Source organism: Rhodanobacter sp. DHB23 (genome assembly GCF_014842975.1).
Lineage (GTDB): Bacteria > Pseudomonadota > Gammaproteobacteria > Xanthomonadales > Rhodanobacteraceae > Rhodanobacter_A.
This window is the reverse complement of the sequence record NZ_JACYXK010000027.1, coordinates 91,854-110,658: the sequence shown is the minus strand read 5'-3', so window position 1 is coordinate 110,658 and position 18,805 is coordinate 91,854. Positions and strand designations below refer to the sequence as shown.

Here is an 18,805-nt window from a genome sequence, read left to right as displayed (position 1 = left end):
CCGCATGCGCGGGCATGACGTCGAGGTGTTTGCCAGCCTCTCATTTCGGCACGAACTGCAGGTACGGCTCCGCCTCGCGCAGCGCGCGGGCGAAGGATGGCCGTTCCATCAAGCGCTGCCGGTAGGCGGCGACGTGCGGGAAGTCGTCCACCGGTTCCGCCCAGGCAGAGTAGAACAGCGGCGGTGCCGCCGCGCAGTCGGCCATGGTGAAGGCGTCGCCCGTCGCCCAGGTGCGCTCGCGCATCTCCCGGTCGAGCAGCGCATAGGCCGTGCGCAGTTGCGTGCGCGCCTGCTCCACGCCGACCGGGTCGTGGCCACCTTCGGGGCGCAGGCGGTCGGTGATGATCTTCTGCGTGGGCACGTGCAGGTACAGGTCGAAGAAGCGGTCGCGCTCGCGTACGTCCAGGGCGGCCTGCGGGCCGATCGGCACCAGGGCGGAACGCCCCGGGTAGTGCAGCTCCAGGTACTCGATGATGATGCTGGATTCCGGCACGGTGCGGCCGCGCGTCCCGTCGTGCAGCACGGGAAAGCGCAGGATCGGCCACACCTTGCGGAAATCCTCGCGCGAGGCCTCGTCGTCCAGCCGCACCATGCGCGGCTCAAATGGCGTGCCGTTCTCGTACAGGGCGATCAGCACCTTGTGGCAGAACGAGGACAGCGGGTGCATGTAGAGATGCAGGTTCATGGGTTTCCTTGGCGGCCGCGACGACGGCCTGTCATGCAGCGACGAACGGGCGGGCGGGCTTTCGACAGATCGGGCGCCGGCTTCCGGATAGTGCAGCGTGGGTACGCAGTCGACGTTGGGTGCGGATGGATCGGCGGCGGCCAGTCGGCTGCTGACGGTTCCGCAGGCGACAGGGCGGTTTCGTGCCTCTGCCGTGGCGAGCCGCTTTCCGGTGGCCAGCGTGCCGTCGGTCCCGCCGCCTCGGGGAGTGTCCGTATGCTATCGTCGCGCGACTTGCTTCGGGGGAGGCGGGGACGATGATGAAGCGTCGGATTCGGGAACGCATGGCGCAGCGTGCGGTGTGCCTGGGCATGGCCGCATGGCTGTCGATACCGGGTATGGCCGCAGCGGCGCAAAGTGCAACTGCGGATCCGGGGGGCGGAATCCGCGCCGCTGAAACATGGGCCTTCCTCGAAGCGCCGCCACCGGACCCGCACGCGCCGAAGCCGGCCACGCCGCCGGATCCCGACGGCGTGCGGCATGTCCCGGGCAGCGCGCGCAGCTACACGAATGCCCAGATCGACCATGGCCTGCTGGGCGTGCCGGACTGGTTCCCGCAGGACCATCCGCCGATGCCCCATGTCGTCGCCTATGGCCGCGAGCCGGCCAAGGCGTGCGGTTATTGCCACTTGCCGGATGGCAGCGGCGTCCCGGTCACCGCGTCGCTGGCGGGCCTGAGCAAGGCGTACATCCTCGAGCAGGTCGCGGCGTTCCGCGACGGGCAGCGCGGCAACGGGCCGCCCGCGACCACGCAGGACATGGCGGAGGAGGCGCGCCAGCTCGGCATCGCCGACGTGCAGCTCGCGGCGGCGTACTTCGCCAGCCTGAAGCCGGCGCCGCGTATCCGCGTGGTCGAGACATCGACCGTTCCGGAAACGCACTGGGACTACTACGTGCGGGTGCCGGACAAGAGCGGTGCGCGCGAGCCTATGGGCGAGCGCGTGATCGAGGTCCCCGACGATTTCGGCGGTTACGAGATGAGCGACGAGCGCGTCCGCTACGTGGCATACGTGCCGCGCGGAAGCATCGCGCGCGGCGCGGTGCTGGCGGCCAGCGGCGACGGCGCGGTGCAGGCCTGCGAGGCCTGCCATGGCGCCGACTTGCGCGGTACCGGCAACATCCCGCCGCTGGCCGGGCGCTCGCCCACCTACCTCGTGCGCGAATTGATCCTGTTCCGGACAGGTCGGCGTACCAACCCGGAGGCCATGCAGATGCGCGAGGAAGCCGCGCACCTGACGCTGCAGGACATGATCGCGCTCGCGGCCTATGCCGGTTCGCGCCAGCCCTGACCGGCAGGCTTCGGGGGGGGGGCAGTCGGGCAGCGTCTCCAGTCGAGTGTGTCAGTGGGTCGAAGCGCAGCCGTCCGCATAGCGCTCCAGGCGCCATCCCGCGTCAGTGCGCCTTTGCAGGAGTGGCGGGCGGGAAACCGGTGGATCGGACCTTCCCTGGCGCGGCACTGGAAGAACGACAAAAAAATGCCGCTGCAGCGCGGTCTGGCGATGCAACGGCAGGTGGGGACGGCCTCGGGGACGGCTTTCGTGGGAGGCTCGCCTTGTTGTCCGGGTTTCAGTCGTAGAGCGCGAGTCCGGTGCCGGGTTCGGGTTCCGGCGCAGGGATGTCGGCGTGGCCGCCGGCCCGCTCGCCGAGGGTGAAGAAGGCGACCTGGCGCATCAGCGTGCTGGCCTGTTCGTGCATGGACCGGCTGGTGGCGGACACCTGCTCGACCAGTGCCGCGTTGCGCTGGGTGTTGTCGTCCATCGCGGTGATGGTGCGGCTCACCTCGTCGATGCCGCTGGCCTGTTCCTGGCTGGCGGCGACGATCTCGGCGACGCTGTCGGTGACCTTCTTCACGCTGTCGATGATGCCGGCCAGGGTCTGCCCCGAGCGTTCCACCAGTTCGCTGCCGGTGTTGACCTTGTCCACGCTGTCGGCGATCAGCGCCTTGATCTCCTTGGCGGCGCCGGCGGAGCGTTGCGCCAGGCTGCGCACTTCGCCGGCCACCACCGCGAAACCGCGGCCCTGCTCGCCGGCGCGGGCGGCTTCCACCGCGGCGTTCAGCGCCAGCAGGTTGGTCTGGAAGGCGATCTCGTCGATCAGGCCGACGATGTCGGCGATGCGCCGGCTGGAGGCGTCAATGGCCTGCATGGCGGCGTTGGCCTCGGCCACCACGCGGCCGCCTTGCTCGGCCTGTGCGCGCGCGCTGCGGGCGAGCTGGTCGACGTGGCTGGCGTTGTCGGCGTTGTGCCGCACCGAGGCGTTCATCTCCTCCATCGAGGCCGCGGTCTGTTCCAGCGCGGCGGCCTGGTCCTGGCTGCGCTGCGAGAGGTCGTCGTTGCCCTCGGTGATCTGCGCGGACGCCTCGCCGACGGTTTGCGAGGCGCTGCGGATCGAGCCCACGATGTCGCCGAGCTGCTTCGTCATGCCTTGCAGCCGGCCCAGCACCGACTCCGGATGTGCTGCGCCGCTTTCCCCGTCGCGCAGGTCGCCGGCGGCGATGCGTCCCACGATGTCGCGCAGGTGCTCGGGTTCGGCGCCAAGGTCGCGCGCGATGGCGCGCAGCACCAGCCACGCGCCCAGCACCAGCACGACCACGATGGCGGCGCCGGAGACGGTGTTGGCCACCATCGCGCGGTGCACGCCTTGCGCCGAGGCGTCCAGGTGCTGTTGCACGGCGCCGCGGGCGGCGGCGATCTCGCGGCTCAGCAGGCTTTCGAGGGCATGCTGCGCATCCTGCATGGCGGACACCTTGCTGGCGGTGTCACCCTTGCCGCCGAGCATGACGGCGGCCGCGTCGGTGGCGCTCGCCACGTAGGCATCGTAGGCGTCGGCCAGCGTCCTGGCGCTGTCCTGGTGGCCGTCCAGTGCAAGCATGCGCTTGCTTGCGGCGGCGGCCTCGGCCGCGATCGCCTTCACGTCGTCCAGCTTGCTCTTGTCGCCTTCGGCGACGGCGCTCTGGATGGTCTGCGTGGTGCGCTTGCTCAGCTCGTCCAGCTGGGTGACGCCCTCCAGATAGGGATAGTCGTCGGTGCCCAGCGCGGACACCATGGTGGCGGAGTGCGCGGCGATGGCGCTGCTCGCCAGCCAGCCGGCGACGAACAGGGCAAGGGTGACGCCGGGCAGGAGCAGGATGCGGGTCTTGAACTTCATGGACAGGCTCTCGGGCGGGCTGACTCGCCCGCAGCCAGGGGGCGACGGGCGGGCACGGTCAGGGCAGCTGCAGCACGGCCCGGACCGAGCCGTTCACCGCGCTGCTGTCGACGTAGCCGACCGCGGACGGATCGGCGGCCACGGCCTTGACCACGGCGGCGTCGCTGTCCAGCTCCTTGGGCGGCACGGCGCGGCCGCTGAACACCAGGCGCGACCACACCGACTTCACCTGGCTGGCCGACTTGCCGGTGGCCGCCTGGTAGAACTTCTCGCGCAGCGGATTGGAATCGGCCAGGTCGAACAGCTTGGCGGTGCCGCCGGCGGGCAGGCTGGTGGTCTTGCCCAGGTAAAGCGCGGCGGCGTCGTCCTTGCTGAGCGACTTGACCGGGCTGTTGGCGCTCACGATCACCGCGGTGCCGGCGAAGGCGGGTGCACCGGCCAGCGCCAGCGCGCCGGCGACGAGGCAGTTTCGGAAGATGCGATGCATGGCGGGCCTCAGAACAGGAAATCGACGACGGCGGAGTACACGTTCACGGCATGCCCGTCGTAGCCGGGAACCACCTCGGTGAAGGTGCCGCCATGGGAGGAGGGCAGGACGTGGTCGGCCTGCAGCTTGATCGCCACGTTCTTGTACACGTCCCAGCGCACGCCCAGCGAGGCGGTGTGCTGGCTGTTGCCGTCGACCAGGCCGTCCACGCCCTGCGCCAGCGGCATCAGCGGCGGATAGGGCGGGAACGCGTAGTTCGAACTGTTGTTGTCCTTGGTGTAGCCGGCCCAGGTGACATAGGGCATCCACTTGCCGAGGCGGTAGCCGGCCGTGCCGTACCAGCCGGCGGCGGTGCCCAGCGCGTCCGAAGCGGAGCGCAGCTTGGCGTATTCGCCGGTGAGCAGCAGCTTGCCGTCGTCGTAGTTGCCGCCCAGGCTCATGAAGGTGGTGCGCGCGCCGTTGGCGTTGATGCTGTTGGCGTACTGGTCGAAACCCACCATCTGCAAGCTGTCCACCAGCAGGCCGAGGTTGCTCGAGCGGTAGGTCACCTTGCCGGTGCTGGCGCCGCCGCGCAGGCGCAGGTTGCCGATCTCGTAGGTGACGTAGGCGCCGGCCAGCTGGTTGACCTTGAGCCGCGCGGTCTCCTCGGTGGAGTCGGGCAGCGGGCTGGAGGCGTGGCCGGCCAGCGCCTGCAGGGTGAGGTAGCCGGCTCCCGCGTTGTGCGACCAGCTGATGTCCGCGCCCTCGTAATTGTCCATCGCGGCGAGGTTGTAGACCTCCAGCGGCGCGCGCACCCACGGGTTGGCGTAGCCCACGTAGCGGTAGTCGGAAACCAGGTAGGCCGGCCAGCCCAGGCGGCCCAGGCGTACCGTGGTATCGCCGGTGAGCTTGTAGCGCAGGAAGGCCCACTCCACGGTCGGGCGGAAGCGGCCCTTGGCGTCCTGCATCGCGATGGCCTGCGCGGTGGCGCTCAGGCTGGGCGTGAAGGTGAGGTCGAGCTGGCCGCCGACGCGGGTATCGACCAGGCCGGTGCCGCCTTCCTGGGCGCCCTTGAGCTGGCCGGGGTTGACCAGCAGCACGTCGTTGGAGTTCGTGGCGGTGTAGCCGGCCGTGCCGAAGCCGGAAAAGCGCCAGGAGAAGCTGTCGTCGGCATGCGCGCCGGAGGCGACGGCAAGCGTTGCCGCGAGGGCCGCGGCAAGGGTTTTCTTGGAAAGCATCTGGATGGAATCCGTTGGTGGTCGATGGGTGAGGGCGGGGCCCTGGCACACCGTTTAACGGCAATCCAACGAAAAACTTGAGCGACCGATGGCCGGCGGACCGGCTGCCGAGCCCGGAATGGGGCGCTTGCGGCACAATAAGCGCTTTCGTGCGCCGCGGCCGGCGGTCAGACGGCGCCTTTCCCCGTTCCCCAGCCAAGCGCCATCGCCATGACAGCCATCAAGCAAGCCGACCTGATCCAGTCCGTCGCCGACGCGTTGCAGTACATCAGCTACTACCACCCGGTCGACTACATCAAGAACCTCGCCGCCGCCTACGAACGCGAGGAGTCGCCGGCCGCGAAGGACGCGATGGCGCAGATCCTGATCAACTCGCGCATGGCCGCCGAGGGCCACCGCCCGCTGTGCCAGGACACCGGCATTGTCACCGTGTTCCTCAAGGTGGGCATGGGCGTGCGCTGGGAAGGCTTCACCGGCTCGCTGGAGGACGCCGTCAACGAAGGCGTGCGCCGCGCCTACAACGACCCGGACAACAAGCTGCGCGCCAGCGTGCTGGCCGATCCGGCCGGCAAGCGCGCGAACACGAAGGACAACACGCCGGCGGTCATCAACGTCTCCATCGTGCCTGGCGACACCGTCGACGTGATCGTCGCGGCCAAGGGCGGCGGTTCGGAGGCCAAGAGCAAGTTCGTGATGCTCAACCCCTCCGATTCCATCGTGGACTGGGTGCTGAAGACCGTGCCGACCATGGGCGCCGGCTGGTGCCCGCCGGGCATGCTGGGCATCGGCATCGGCGGCACCGCCGAGAAGGCGATGCTGCTGGCCAAGGAGTCGCTGATGGAGCACATCGACATCCAGGAGCTGATCGCGCGCGGCCCGCAGAACCGCATCGAGGAACTGCGCATCGAGCTGTACGAGAAGGTCAACGCGCTGGGCATCGGCGCGCAGGGCCTGGGCGGCCTCACCACCGTGCTCGACATCAAGATCAAGGACTACCCCACCCACGCGGCCAACCTGCCGGTGGCGATGATCCCCAACTGTGCGGCCACCCGCCATGCGCATTTCACGCTGGACGGCTCGGGCCCGGTGGCGCTGGAGCCGCCGTCGCTGGCGGACTGGCCCAAGCTCACCTACAGCCCGCAGAACGCGCGCCGCGTGGACCTCGATACGGTGACCAAGGAAGAAGTCGCCACGTGGAAGCCGGGCGAGGTGCTGCTGCTCAACGGCAAGCTGCTCACGGGACGCGATGCCGCGCACAAGCGCATGGTGGAGATGCTCAACAAGGGCGAGCCGTTGCCGGTCGATTTCCACGGCCGCTTCATCTACTACGTGGGCCCGGTCGACCCGGTGCGCGACGAAGTGGTCGGCCCCGCCGGCCCCACCACCGCCACGCGCATGGACAAGTTCACCGAGCAGGTGCTGGCGCAGACCGGCCTGCTCGGCATGGTCGGCAAGGCCGAGCGCGGTCCGGCCGCGATCGAAGCGATCAAGCGGCACCAGTCGGTGTACCTGATGGCGGTGGGTGGCGCCGCCTACCTGGTGTCCAAGGCGATCAAGGCCTCGCGCGTGGTCGGCTTCGCCGACCTCGGCATGGAAGCGATCTACGAGTTCGAGGTGCAGGACATGCCGGTGACCGTGGCCGTGGATTCCGCCGGCACCTCGGTGCACCAGACCGGGCCGAAGGAGTGGCAGGCGCGGATCGGCAAGATCCCCGTCTTTGTTCAATAAACCCGTGCGCGCAGCGCACCGCGTTCGCCTCCTCTCCCTCCGGGAGAGGATTGAGGAGAGGGTCCGGACTTGCGCGGTGCTGCCGAACGAATCCCTCGGCGCACGCATTTGCCTCCTCTCCCCTCCCGGGACCTGATCGGCGTCGAGTCCCAGTCGTGCCATGTCCTGTCTCCCTCCCCTGCTTGCAGGGGAGGGCTGGGGTGGGGTCAAGCTCTTGCGAAAGCCATCCATGAGAGTGTTTCGCAAGGTTTCACCCCCTCCCAACCTCCCCCTGCAAGCAAGGGGAGGAGCAAATTAGCTCGCAGCTTGAGACTCGACGCTGATCAGGCGGCGGGGAGAGGAAGCGCATCGCGTAGCGTCTTCAACGCATCGAGCAACCGCTCCGGCTCCCGCAACGCCTGCCTCGCCGCACCAACCGCACGCCGCACATGCCCCGGCGTGGCGCCTTGCCCGATCAAGGCCACTGCAGGCGCACGGCAAGTGGTCAGCACATCGATCCAGTCCGCCGGCTGGCGCAGCCCGAGCATGCGTGCCACGCGGAACGCCGGCGCCAGCGACTCCACATCATCGAGTGCGCGCACGAAGGCCGCCGCGTCGCGTCGTTCGACCGCCGGATCCAGCGCCTCGCCCAGCGCGGCCAGAGCATCCGCCAGGCGCCGGCGCAACACATCGGTGGAACGCACCGGCAGCACCAGCCACGCCGTGGCCACGCCGATCGCGGCGCCCACCGCGATGGCCGCGAGGCGCAGCGTCATCGCCGACGCCGCAGGCAGTCCGGCGTAGTTCTGCAGCAGCGCCAGCGCCACGGTCACGAACAGCGCCCACCACGCGTAATTGATCTGGCGCAGCCACGTGCCTAGGAACAGCGCGAGCAGGATCAACGCCGCGCCACCGTGTGCATCGGCTGGCACCGCGAGCAAGGCCGCGGCGATGCAGCCGCCTGCCGCACCGGCCAGCCGCAGCAGGCTCTTGTATGCCACCTCCAGCCGGCCGCGGTTGCCGCTGTGCACGATGAAGGCGGTCAGCACTACCCACGGCCAGTGTTCGCCGAAACCGAGGTGGCCCACGGCGAAGGCGAGCGCCAGCGCCACGGCCATCTGCAAGGCCATGCGCGTGGTGGCGGAAAGCCGCGCCTGACGGGCCGGGGCGCGCGCCGGCGCGGCGGCATGGCGCTTGCGCTCGTCGACGAGCCAGCCCATGCGTCGGCCCAGCACATCCAGCAGCGACACCCAGGCCAGCGCCAGCAGGGCCACCAGGATCGGAACCAGCGCGGCAGGCAAGCGCCCATGCTGCGCGCCGGACAAATGCGGCACGGTGAGCACGGTCACGAAGGGTAGGGCGACCAGCCGGCTGGCGCGCCGCGCCAGCTCGCCGAACTGGCGCAGCCACACCGATGACGCCACGCCCACGGTGAACGCCGTGGCGCCGATCCACGGTGCGTGCAGCAGCAACCAGCCGACGCCGGTCGCGGCGAGGCCAACGGCGGGCAGGGCGATGGCCGCTTCCAGCTGGCCGCGGTGGTCGCGGTCGAGCCGGCTGCGGGCAAGCGAAAGGCTCAGCACCACGGCCAGCACCGCGCTGCCGGGGCCGGGCGCGAGCCATTGGGCGCAGGCCAGGGTGAGCAGGGCGGCCAGCATCGCCGTGATGGCCTCGGGCAGTGCCCGCAACATCGTGGACAGGGCGTGAGGCGCGGCAGTCATGCGCTGGCGGGTTCCTGGTCGGTAGCGCGCAGTCTAGCAGTGCGGCAGAAGGACGCCGGATGCCTTGACAAGTGGACGTCTGGACGTCCAAACGCAGGCGCATGCAAAAGCTCTTGCAATCGCTTTGACGCGGCGCAACACTGGCGGGATCGTTTTCCCACCAACCACGCAAGAGCACCGTGAATCACAACGCCCCCGCGCCGCTGCCGGCGGACGCCCCCTGGATCGTGATGAAGTTCGGCGGCACCAGTGTCGCCACCCTGCCGCGCTGGCACAACATCCGCGAGCTGGTCGCCAGCCGCCGCGCCGAAGGCGCGCGCGTGCTGGTGGTCGTGTCAGCGCTCACCGGCATCACCGACGCGCTGAAACAGCTGTGCGGCGAGGGCGACCAGGGCAAACGCAAGGCGGCGGCCGGCGCCATCGCGCAACGCCACCACGACCTGCTCGGCCACATGCGGCTGCCGCTGCCGGCCACGCTGGGCGCGCGGCTGGACGAACTGGCCGCGCTGGCGGCGGAAGGCCCGGCGCGGCTGGGCGAACTGGCCTGGGCGGCGCTGGTGCAGGCGCACGGCGAGCTGATGTCCAGCGCGCTGGGCGCGGCCTTCCTCAGCCACACGGGGCTGGGTACGCAATGGGTGGACGCGCGCGACTGCCTTGCCGCGGTCGCGCTGCCCAACCAGAACGAGCGCACCAAGCTGCTCTCGGCGATGGTCGAGGCCCGGCCCGACCCGGCCTTGAACGCGCGGCTCGCCGCGCAGGGCGAGGTGTTCATCACGCAGGGGTTCATCGCGCGCGAAAGCGAAGGGCGCACGGTGCTGCTTGGCCGTGGCGGTTCGGATACCTCGGCTTCGTACTTCGGCGCGCTGCTCAAGGCCGCGCGCGTGGAGATCTGGACCGACGTGGCCGGCATGTTCACCGCCAACCCGCGCCAGGTGCCGGGCGCGCGCCTGCTGCAGAAGCTGGACTACGAGGAGGCGCAGGAAATCGCCTCCACCGGCGCCAAGGTGCTGCACCCGCGCTGCCTGTCGCCGTTGCGCGAACCGCGCGTGCCGCTGCTGGTGAAGGACACCAACCGGCCCGAGCTGGAAGGCACGGTGATCGGCCCGCAGGTGCGCGAGCACGCGCCCTCGGTGAAGGCGATCAGCGCGCGCAAGGGCATCACCCTGGTGTCGATGGAATCGGTGGGCATGTGGCAGCAGGTCGGCTTCCTCGCCGACGTGTTCGCGCACTTCAAGCAGCATGGCCTGTCGGTGGACCTGATCGGCTCGGCCGAGACCAACGTCACCGTGTCGCTCGACCCCACCGAGAACCTGCTCGATTCCGACGCGATCGCCGCGCTGGCCGGCGACCTCGCCAAGGTGTGCCGGGTCAAGGTGATCGCGCCCTGCGCGGCGATCACCCTGGTCGGCCGCGGCATGCGCTCGATGCTGCACACGCTGTCCAGCGTGCTGGCGGAGTTCGACCAGCTGCGCGTGCACCTGATCTCGCAGTCGTCCAACAACCTCAACCTCACCTTCGTGGTGGACGAGGACGTGGTGGACGACCTGCTGCCGCACCTGCACGAGTTGCTGATCACCGCCGGCGCGCTGCGCACCGACGACAGCGTGCTGTTCGGCCCGAGCTGGCAGCATTTGTACGGCAGCGGCGAGGCGGCGGTTGCGCACGCGTGGTGGCGCGAGCCGGCCGAACGCAGCCGGCTTCTTGATATCGCTGCGGAGGCCACGCCGCGCTACGTCTACCACCTGCCCACGGTGCGCCAGCAGGCGCGCGAACTGAAATCGCTGTCGGCGGTGGATCGCCTGCACTACGCGGTGAAGGCGAACACGCATCCGGCGATTCTGCGCGCGCTGGCCGGAGAAGGCTTCGCCTTCGAATGCGTCTCGCCAGGCGAGCTGGAAGCGGTGTCGGCGGCAGTGCCCGCCGACGTGCCGCTGCTGTTCACGCCCAACTTCGCCTCACGCGCGGATTTCGAACGCGGCCTGGCCACGCGCGCCACGATCACGCTGGACGCCCTGCATCCGGTGGAGCACTGGGGCGAGCTGTTCCGCGGTCGCGAGATCGTGCTGCGCGTGGATCTCGGCCGTGGCCTGGGCCATCACGAGAAGGTGCGCACCGGCGGCAGCGGCAGCAAGTTCGGCCTGCCGGTGGAGCAGCTCGACGCCTTCCTGCGCCACGCCGACGCGCATGGCGTGGTGGTGCGCGGCCTGCATGCGCACCTCGGTTCGGGCGTGCTCGACGCGAAGCACTGGGGCGAGGTGTACAGCCAGCTCGCCAGCCTCGCCGAGCGCATCGGCAGCATCGCCTTCCTCAACATCGGCGGCGGCCTGGGCGTGCCCTCGCATCCGGGCGAGGCAAAGCTGGACATCGCCGCGCTGGACAAGGTGCTGCGCGAGGTCAAGGCCGCCTATCCGCATTACCAGCTGTGGATGGAGCCGGGCCGCTACCTGGTGGCCGACGCCGGCGTGCTGCTGGCGCGCGTCACCCAGACCAAGGGCAAGGGCAGCTGGCGCTACCTCGGCGTGGACACCGGCATGAACAGCCTGATCCGCCCCGCGCTGTACGACGCCTGGCACGAGATCGCCAACCTCAGCCGCCTCGACGAACCCGCCGACGCGCTGTTCCAGGTGGTCGGCCCGATCTGCGAATCGGGCGACGTGCTGGGCAGCGACCGCCGCCTGCCCGAGCCGCAGGAGGGCGACGTGATCCTGGTCGCGCAAACCGGCGCCTACGGCAAGGTCATGTCCTCGCCGTACAACCTGCGCGGCGAGACGGAAGAGGTGGTGATCGACGCCTGACGCAGCTTCTCCCCCTCTTCCCTCTGGGATGCGGGGAAGGGCCATGGATGGCCCTGCTTTGAGGAGCGAGGAAGAGGGCTGGGGTGAGGGGCGGGTGCTCGCGGTGGATTGACCAACAAGGCGAGGTTTCAAGGATGAAACGCATGAATGTGGGCAGGGCACGGCGCTTGAGGGTCGGTCAGACAGACGCCGAACAGAAACTCTGGCGCCACCTGCGCAACTGCCCGCCAGATGCAAGGCTGGAAATTCCGCCGCCAGCACGAGATCGACCGCTATATCGCTGATTTCGCCTGTCCGGATGCGGGCTTGATCGTGGAACTGGACGGTAGCCAGCATGGCGAACAGGTGATTTACGACGAGACACGTACGCGCAAGCTGGAAACCATGGGCTACCGCGTGCTGCGTTTCTGGGACAATGACGTACTGACGAATATCGAGGGCGTGCTCGAGGTGATCCTGGCGGCTTTGGCCAGTCCGGCCCCTCACCCCAGCCCTCTCCCCGAAGGGGAGAGGGGGCGCGCCGCGGAGACTGACAAGTGACCACCAGCACCAACCCTCGCCTGACCCAGGTGTTCCGCTTCCTGCATGCGCGCTACGCCGACGGCGTGGCCGAGCTGGCGTACGCCTTCGACGACGGCGAACCCATGGTGGAGCGCATCCGCTTCCCTGACGCGCCCGAGTTGCCGGCGGCACGGCAGGCTGCGTTCGACGCCGCGCTGAAGCTGCTGCACCTGATCGCCGGCGTGAGCTACTACAAGGCCGGCGTGCCGCCGAAGATCGAAGTGGCGGATGGCCTGCTGGACGATGCCACGGCGGACCTGCTCGATGCGCTCTACCTGCACGGTCTCGCGGAGTTCGCGTATCGCAACGGGCTGGACCTGCGAGGTCGCATCCACTTCCCGCGCGGTGCATCCGCCGCCGCCCAGGTCCCGGCGCTGGGTTTGCGCCAGAACACCCTCGTCCCGATCGGCGGCGGCAAGGATTCCCTCGTCGCGGTGGAAGCAATCAAGTCCGCCGGCGGCGCAGCCACCGCGGTATGGGTGGGCAATTCCGCGCTGATCGCCGCCTGCGCCGAGCGCACCGGCCTGCCCACGCGCAACATCCAGCGCGAGCTGGCACCGGCGCTGTTCGAACTCAACCAGCGCGGGGCCTGGAACGGGCACATCCCGGTCACCGCGGTGAACTCGGCCATCCTCGCCGTGGCCGCGATCCTCTACGACCACGACTCGATCGCCTTCGCCAACGAACGCTCCGCCTCCGCCGCCACGCTGGAATACGACGGCCAGCAGGTGAACCACCAGTGGAGCAAGGGCTACGCGTTCGAGCAGCTGCTCGGCGACTGGCTGCACACGCACGTCGCCGCCGACCTGGATTACTGCTCGCTGCTGCGGCCGTATTCCGAGCTGGCGATCACCCGTGCGTTCGCCAGGCTCACGCCGTACTTCGACGTGTTTTCCAGCTGCAACCGCAACTTCAGGATTCTCGGCCCCAAGCCGGCGGACCGCTGGTGCGGGCAGTGCCCCAAGTGCCACTTCGTGTTCCTCGCGCTGGCGCCGTTCCTGCCCAAGCCGCGCCTGCTGGCGATCTTCGGCCGCAACCTGCTCGACGACGAGGCGCAGGCGGCGGGCTTCGATGCGCTGCTGGAATACCAGGACCACAAGCCGTTCGAGTGCGTGGGCGAGGGCGCCGAGGCGCGCGCGGCGATGCATGCGCTGGGCCAGCGGCCCGAGTGGCAGGAGGACGCGCTGGTGGCGCGCTTCCGCGACGAGATCCTGCCGCAGCTCGATGCCGCGCAACTCGCGCTGGAGCCGTGGCTGGAGCTTTCCGCCGAGCATCGCGTGCCGGCGCGTTTGCAGGCGGCGCTGAAGGCCATCGGCGCATGAGCGTTGTCCCGCACGGGAGCGGCCGTAGGAGCGGCTGTCATGCGCATCGTTGAGCTGGCGGGCAAGCGCGTCGCGATCTGGGGCTTTGGTCGTGAGGGCCGCGCCGCGATCAGTGCCATCCGCGCGCGGCTGCCGCAGCTTCCGCTGGCGCTGTATTGCAGCGAGGGGGAGGCCGACGCGGCACGCGCGTTCGACGCTGCGCTCACCGTCTACGGCCAGGAACCCGGTTCGGTGGCGCTGTGCGCCTACGACGTGGTGGTAAAGTCGCCGGGCATCTCCGCCTACAAGGCCGCCGTGACCACCGCGCAGGCGCAGGGCACGCTGTTCACTTCCGGCACTGCGCTGTGGTTCGCGGAGAACCAGGATGCGCGCGTGATCGCCGTCACCGGCACCAAGGGCAAGAGCACCACCACCGCCTTCATCGCGCATCTCGCGCGGGGCCTGGGCGTGCGCACCGCGCTGGCCGGGAATATCGGCCTGCCGCTGCTGGAACTGCCGGGGCAGCATGCCGAGCTATGGGCCATCGAGCTCTCCAGCTTCCAGACCGGCGAAGCGGGCCCGCTGGAACTCGGCGTGGTCACCAGCCTGTACGAGGAACACCTCGACTGGCATGGTTCACGCGAACGCTACGTGGCCGACAAGCTCAAGCTGGCCGACGTATCGCGCACCCTGCTGGTCAACGGCCAGCAGGCACCGTTGCTGGAGCGCACCGCCGCACATCCGCACCGCCTCCTGTTCGGCACGCCGGAAGGCTGGCATGTGGCCGACGGCGCGATCCGCCGCGGTGGGCATGCCGTGTTCGACCTCCATGCGATGGCCGCGCCCGGCCTGCACAACGCGCTCAACGCCTGCGCCGCGCTGGCCGCACTGGAAACGCTGGGCTACGACGCAGTCGAGGCGGCGCCTGCACTGGCGGACTTCCGCCCGTTGCCGCATCGCCTGCAGCCGTTGGGCATGCACGATGGCCTGGCGTGGATCAACGATTCCATCAGCACCACGCCGCTGGCCACGCTGGCCGCGCTGGACAGCCTCGCCGGGCGCGAGGTAACGGTGATCGTGGGCGGGCACGACCGCGGGCTGGACTGGTCGGATTTCGTGCAGGCGGTGAAGGAGCGCACCGACCTGCGCATCGTCACGCAAGGCGCCAACGGCCCGCGCATCGCGCAGGCGCTGCGCGCCGCCAAGGCCAGCGTGCCGCTGGGCGAGGCCGAGGATTTCGCGGACGCGGTGGCGATGGCGCGCACGGTCACGCCTGCAGGCGGCGTGGTGCTGCTGTCGCCCGGGGCGCCCAGCTTCGACCAGTTCAAGGATTACGCCGAGCGCGGCCGCCACTTCGCGGAACTGGCCGGCTTCGCCGTCGAAACCATCGGCATCGATGGACTCGGCATCCGCTGACGCGGCGGTCGCGTGCCCGCTGTGCGGGGCGGCGACCGGCATGGCCTGGCGCGAAACCACGGGCGCCTACCGGCATTGTCCGCGCTGCGACCTGGTCAGCCGCGATCCGTCGACCTGGCTGGATGCCGCGGCCGAGCGCGCCTACTACGGCACGCACGACAACCGCATCGGCGATCCCGGCTACCGCCGCTTCCTCGCGCAGCTGGCCGAACCGCTGATGGCGCGGCTCGCGCCCGGCGCGCGTGGGCTCGACTACGGTTGCGGCGCGGCGCCGGCGCTGGCGGCGATGCTGGGCGAGGCGGGCTTCCCCACGCTGGGCTACGACCCGTTCTTCGCTTCCGACGAAGCGCCGCTGGCCGCGCGCTACGACTTCGTCACCTGCAGCGAAGTGCTGGAACACATGCACGCGCCGTTGCGCGATCTCGCGCGCATCGACGCGCTGCTCGCGCCCAGCGGCCTGCTGGGCCTGATGACCGAGTTGCGACCGCCGCGGGCGGACTTCCCGCGCTGGCATTACCACCGCGACCCCACGCACGTGGGGTTCCATTCCGAGGCCTCGCTGCGCTGGGTGGCGGGGCACTTCGGTTGGCAGCCGTTGGCCGTGGGGCGGCGCGTGAGCCTGTGGCGCAAGCGGCGCTGAGCCGCCATGCGGTCACAACTCGTGCGCGGCGTCGCGCACGCAGTTGCGGCCGGCGCGCTTGGCGGCGTACAGCGCCTCGTCGGCCTCGCGCAGCAGGTCCTCGGCATCGTCGTCCGGCAGCAGTTGCTGGCAGGCCACGCCGGCACTGATGGTGATGCGGCGCACGGCTTCGCCGTGGGCGGCCGCGTCGCGGTTGGCCACGGCGGCGCGCATGCGCTCGGCGATCGCGTGGGCCGCGCCCAGGCTGGTGTCGAACAGCAGGCAGGCGAACTCCTCGCCGCCGTAGCGGGCGACCACGGCGTCGGCGGGCGCGAATTTGAGCAGGGTCTCGGCCACGATGCGCAGCGCGTGGTCGCCGGCGAGGTGGCCGTAGCGGTCGTTGTAGGTCTTGAAGTCGTCCACGTCGATGAAGACCAGCGCGGTCTGCACGCTGCGCTGCCTGCGCAGGCCGCCGGGGCCGGGTCGCAGCGCCTCCATCAGCCAGCGCCGGTTGAACAGGCCGGTCAGCCCGTCGCGCCGGGCGAGCTCCTGCAGTTGCCGGTTGGCCTTGTTGAGCTCCTCGGTGCGCGCGTCGATGCGCCGTTCCAGCGCGTGCTGCCGTCTGCGCAGCGCCAGCGTGCGCCAGCGCAGCAGGCCATAGAGTGCGGCAAGCGCCAGCACGGCGAACAGCGCCAGCGCCGCTGGCCGCTGCCACCAGTGCGGCATCACCACGATCGGCAGCAGGATGGTCCGGCTGAGGTTGCCGGCGTAGTCGCGGCCTTCGATGTGCAGCACGTAACGGCCATGGGGCAGTGCGCCGATGTCGCGGAAGTTGTCCTCCGTCCACGGGCCGGGCTCCGCGCCGAAGCCTTCCAGCCAGGTGCGGAAGCGCGACTCGCTCTCGCGCTGCCACGAGAGCAGGGCGAAGTCGACGCGCAGCTCGTGCTGTCCCGGCGGCACGACGACGGGCCTGCCATGCACGGGACGTTCGTCCACGCGCACGTCGACCAGCATCAGCGGCTTGGCGTCGTGGTCGGGCCTGCGCAGTGCCGGGTCGTGCACGATCAGCCCGCCCAGGGTGCCGGTCCAGTAGCGGTCGTGCGCGTCGATGAACTGCGCATCGGGATTGCACTCGTTGTTGACCATGCCGTCGCGCACCGTGAACACCTGCGAGCGGAAACCGCCCGACTCCGGCGTGAGCAGCTGCACGCCGGAGTCGGTGCACAGGTAGATGCGGCCGCTGGCGTCGGCCAAGCCGCCGTCGGTGGTGAGGTCGGGCGGCGGCGGCAGATCCTGCGGCAGGGCGTGCGGATGCAGCGGGTCGCCGATATCCACGCGGATGGCGCCGTGGCGGCGGCTGCCCAGCCACAGGACGGGGCGGCCGCGGGCATCGGGGATCAGCTGCATGCCGATCAGGTCGGTGCCGGGCAGGCCGATCTCGCGCCCGAACAGTGTCCACTGCGTGCCGTCGAAGCGCGCCAGTCCCTGGTCGCTGGTGGCCCACAGCCATTGGCCGCCGCCGGCGGTGGTCTGCGCCAGCAGCTTGCGCACCGACCAATTGCCGGTGGCGCCGGCCGGGCGGAAAGACGCCCACTTGCCGTCGCGCAGGCGATAGGTCCCGGAGTCGTCGGTGGCGAACCATTGCTCCGGCTTGCCGTCGATGCGGCGGCCGAGCATGTCGTTGACGTGCTGGCCGGATGTCTTCGGCCACGGCGTGTCCACCGGGTGGAACAGCGGTCCGTCGTCCACGCGCAGCAGCTGGCCGTCGTCCGTGCCCAGCCAGACCGCCGGCCGGCCTTGCGCGTCGTCGGCGCGCACGATCATGTTCACGTCGTCGCCGGGCAATGATCCGGAGGCCTTGTCGTAGTAGTGCCAGCGGTGCTGCTGGTAGAGGCCCAGTCCGTCGCCGTCGGAACCGACCCACAGCCGCTCGTTGCCCTGCGCGTCGCGATCCAGCAGCACGCCGAGCACGCCGGTCTGGTGCGCGCCCAGCAGGGACACGGTTTTCCATGCGCCACCGTCCATCACGGCGCGGGCCAGGCCGTCCTCGGTGGCGACCCACAGCACGTAGGTGCCGCCGGGGCTGCGCCAGGCGCGCACCCCGCGCACCGCGTCCGACGGCAGACCGTAGCGGCGGTCGAACACCTGCACGCGGTCGTGGTAGACGCGCAGCAGGCCGTCGCGCGAGGAGGCCCACACGGCGGAGTCGCCGCCCGCGATCGGCGTCTCCGCCATGTCGTAGATGATGTTGGTCGGCAGCTCGCCCGAGGCCAGGCTCCAGTGGCGCAGGCCGTGCGCGTCGAGGCGCCAGAGGCCGGTGTCGTAGGACGACAGCCACAGGGCTTCCCCGCCATGCGCGTGCGTGACGAGCAGGTACGACAGCCCGTGGCCGGCATCGAAGCTGGGTGCGCCGAAGTGTTCCCAGGGGCCGTCGCCTTCGCGGTACCACAGGCCGTCCCTGACCGAGCCGGCCCACAGGCGCGGATGGCCGGACAGGCCGCGGGTCTGCGCCAGCACGAGGAAGCCGGCATGCGGCAGTTGCGCATTGCCCGTGGCCGCATGCCAGCGGCCCTGTGCGCGGTAGAACAGGCCGGCGTCGGGGCTCACGGCCCACAGGCGCCTGCCGTCCGTTCCGTCGGTTTCGACCAGGCGCCGCACGTCGCGCGTGGTCAGCCCGTCCGCGTCCCCGTCGACGTGCCACTGCGTGCCGTCGTATCGCGCCAGCCCGAAGGCGCTGCCGCAGGCCCACAACGTGCCGTGGTCGTCCACGAACAGTTGCTGGATGTAGCCGCCCAGCGCGGGATCGTCCAGCGCCTGCCAGCGGCGGCCGTCGTACCAGGCCAGGCCGTGCGGCGTGCCCACCCAGGTGACGCCCTGCCGGTCGGTCTGCGTGGTCACGGTGACGGGGTCGGGCAGGCCGTCGCGCGTGGTGAAGGTGGTGAACGACGGCGCGCCGAGGTCGAACAGGTCGAGCGCCGCCGCCTGTTGCGCATTCGCCGCGGTCGGCACGCCCAGCGCCAGCAGTGCCGCCACGGTCAGTCGCGCAAGCCAGCCCAATCGATCCCCCGCCGATCACCCGTCCGAGCCTGCGCGCGGCCGCAGGTGCAGGC

13 protein-coding genes are annotated in these 18,805 nt (G+C 70.3%); 7 read left to right on the top strand and 6 right to left on the bottom strand.

Features of this window, described 5'->3' with window-relative positions; all coding sequences use genetic code 11:
• Window positions 1–40: 40 nt before the first annotated feature.
• Entirely contained in the window at window positions 41–685 is a 645-nt protein-coding gene (locus IHE47_RS10355; protein ID WP_192105816.1) for a glutathione S-transferase family protein, read from the bottom strand.
• Window positions 686–984: 299 nt separating this feature from the next.
• On the opposite strand from IHE47_RS10355, the gene IHE47_RS10350 reads away from it, so the two are divergent.
• Complete coding sequence (locus tag IHE47_RS10350) at window positions 985–2,013, top strand: hypothetical protein (protein WP_192105815.1); 1,029 nt, start codon at window positions 985–987, stop codon at window positions 2,011–2,013.
• A 277-nt stretch (window positions 2,014–2,290) separates the two neighbouring features.
• Here the strand turns inward: IHE47_RS10350 and IHE47_RS10345 are convergent, their stop codons facing one another.
• From IHE47_RS10345 to IHE47_RS10335, 3 genes are read right to left on the bottom strand one after another with little or no spacing between them, the layout of a single operon-like run.
• Window positions 2,291–3,871, bottom strand: a complete 1,581-nt coding sequence (locus tag IHE47_RS10345; RefSeq protein ID WP_225561764.1) for a methyl-accepting chemotaxis protein — start codon at window positions 3,869–3,871, stop codon at window positions 2,291–2,293.
• A gap of 58 nt (window positions 3,872–3,929) precedes the next feature.
• On the bottom strand, window positions 3,930–4,358 hold the full coding sequence (locus IHE47_RS10340) for a phosphate ABC transporter substrate-binding protein (protein WP_192105814.1): 429 nt from the start codon (window positions 4,356–4,358) through the stop codon (window positions 3,930–3,932).
• An 8-nt stretch (window positions 4,359–4,366) separates the two neighbouring features.
• Window positions 4,367–5,575, bottom strand: a complete 1,209-nt coding sequence (locus IHE47_RS10335; protein WP_192105813.1) for a hypothetical protein — start codon at window positions 5,573–5,575, stop codon at window positions 4,367–4,369.
• A gap of 210 nt (window positions 5,576–5,785) precedes the next feature.
• Between IHE47_RS10335 and IHE47_RS10330 the strand changes: the two genes are divergently transcribed.
• The gene (locus IHE47_RS10330) at window positions 5,786–7,303 is read left to right on the top strand and encodes a fumarate hydratase (RefSeq protein WP_192105812.1); all 1,518 of its coding nucleotides are present in this window, start codon (window positions 5,786–5,788) and stop codon (window positions 7,301–7,303) included.
• A gap of 323 nt (window positions 7,304–7,626) precedes the next feature.
• Here the strand turns inward: IHE47_RS10330 and IHE47_RS10325 are convergent, their stop codons facing one another.
• Window positions 7,627–9,003, bottom strand: a complete 1,377-nt coding sequence (locus IHE47_RS10325; RefSeq protein WP_192105811.1) for an FUSC family protein — start codon at window positions 9,001–9,003, stop codon at window positions 7,627–7,629.
• Window positions 9,004–9,182: 179 nt separating this feature from the next.
• Between IHE47_RS10325 and IHE47_RS10320 the strand changes: the two genes are divergently transcribed.
• From IHE47_RS10320 to IHE47_RS10300, 5 genes are all read left to right on the top strand, one after another.
• A complete protein-coding gene (locus IHE47_RS10320; protein WP_343227469.1) occupies window positions 9,183–11,798 on the top strand; it encodes a bifunctional aspartate kinase/diaminopimelate decarboxylase in 2,616 nt (871 codons plus the stop codon).
• A gap of 231 nt (window positions 11,799–12,029) precedes the next feature.
• The gene (locus IHE47_RS10315) at window positions 12,030–12,338 is read left to right on the top strand and encodes an endonuclease domain-containing protein (protein WP_225561763.1); all 309 of its coding nucleotides are present in this window, start codon (window positions 12,030–12,032) and stop codon (window positions 12,336–12,338) included.
• Window positions 12,335–13,681: a UDP-N-acetyl-alpha-D-muramoyl-L-alanyl-L-glutamate epimerase gene (gene murL, locus IHE47_RS10310; RefSeq protein WP_192105810.1), complete on the top strand. Its 1,347-nt coding sequence runs from the start codon at window positions 12,335–12,337 to the stop codon at window positions 13,679–13,681. Before IHE47_RS10315 ends, murL begins: the two co-directional genes overlap by 4 nt.
• 39 nt (window positions 13,682–13,720) lie before the next feature.
• Complete coding sequence (murD, locus tag IHE47_RS10305; protein WP_192105809.1) at window positions 13,721–15,076, top strand: UDP-N-acetylmuramoyl-L-alanine--D-glutamate ligase; 1,356 nt, start codon at window positions 13,721–13,723, stop codon at window positions 15,074–15,076.
• Window positions 15,077–15,116: 40 nt separating this feature from the next.
• Window positions 15,117–15,716, top strand: coding sequence for a class I SAM-dependent methyltransferase (locus IHE47_RS10300; RefSeq protein ID WP_225561762.1), 600 nt, complete (start codon window positions 15,117–15,119; stop codon window positions 15,714–15,716).
• Between the two features lie 12 nt (window positions 15,717–15,728).
• Here the strand turns inward: IHE47_RS10300 and IHE47_RS10295 are convergent, their stop codons facing one another.
• Window positions 15,729–18,728 carry a diguanylate cyclase gene (locus IHE47_RS10295; protein WP_343227468.1) on the bottom strand — a complete coding sequence of 1,000 codons (3,000 nt, stop codon included), beginning with the start codon at window positions 18,726–18,728 and terminating at the stop codon, window positions 15,729–15,731.
• Window positions 18,729–18,805 lie beyond the last annotated feature (77 nt).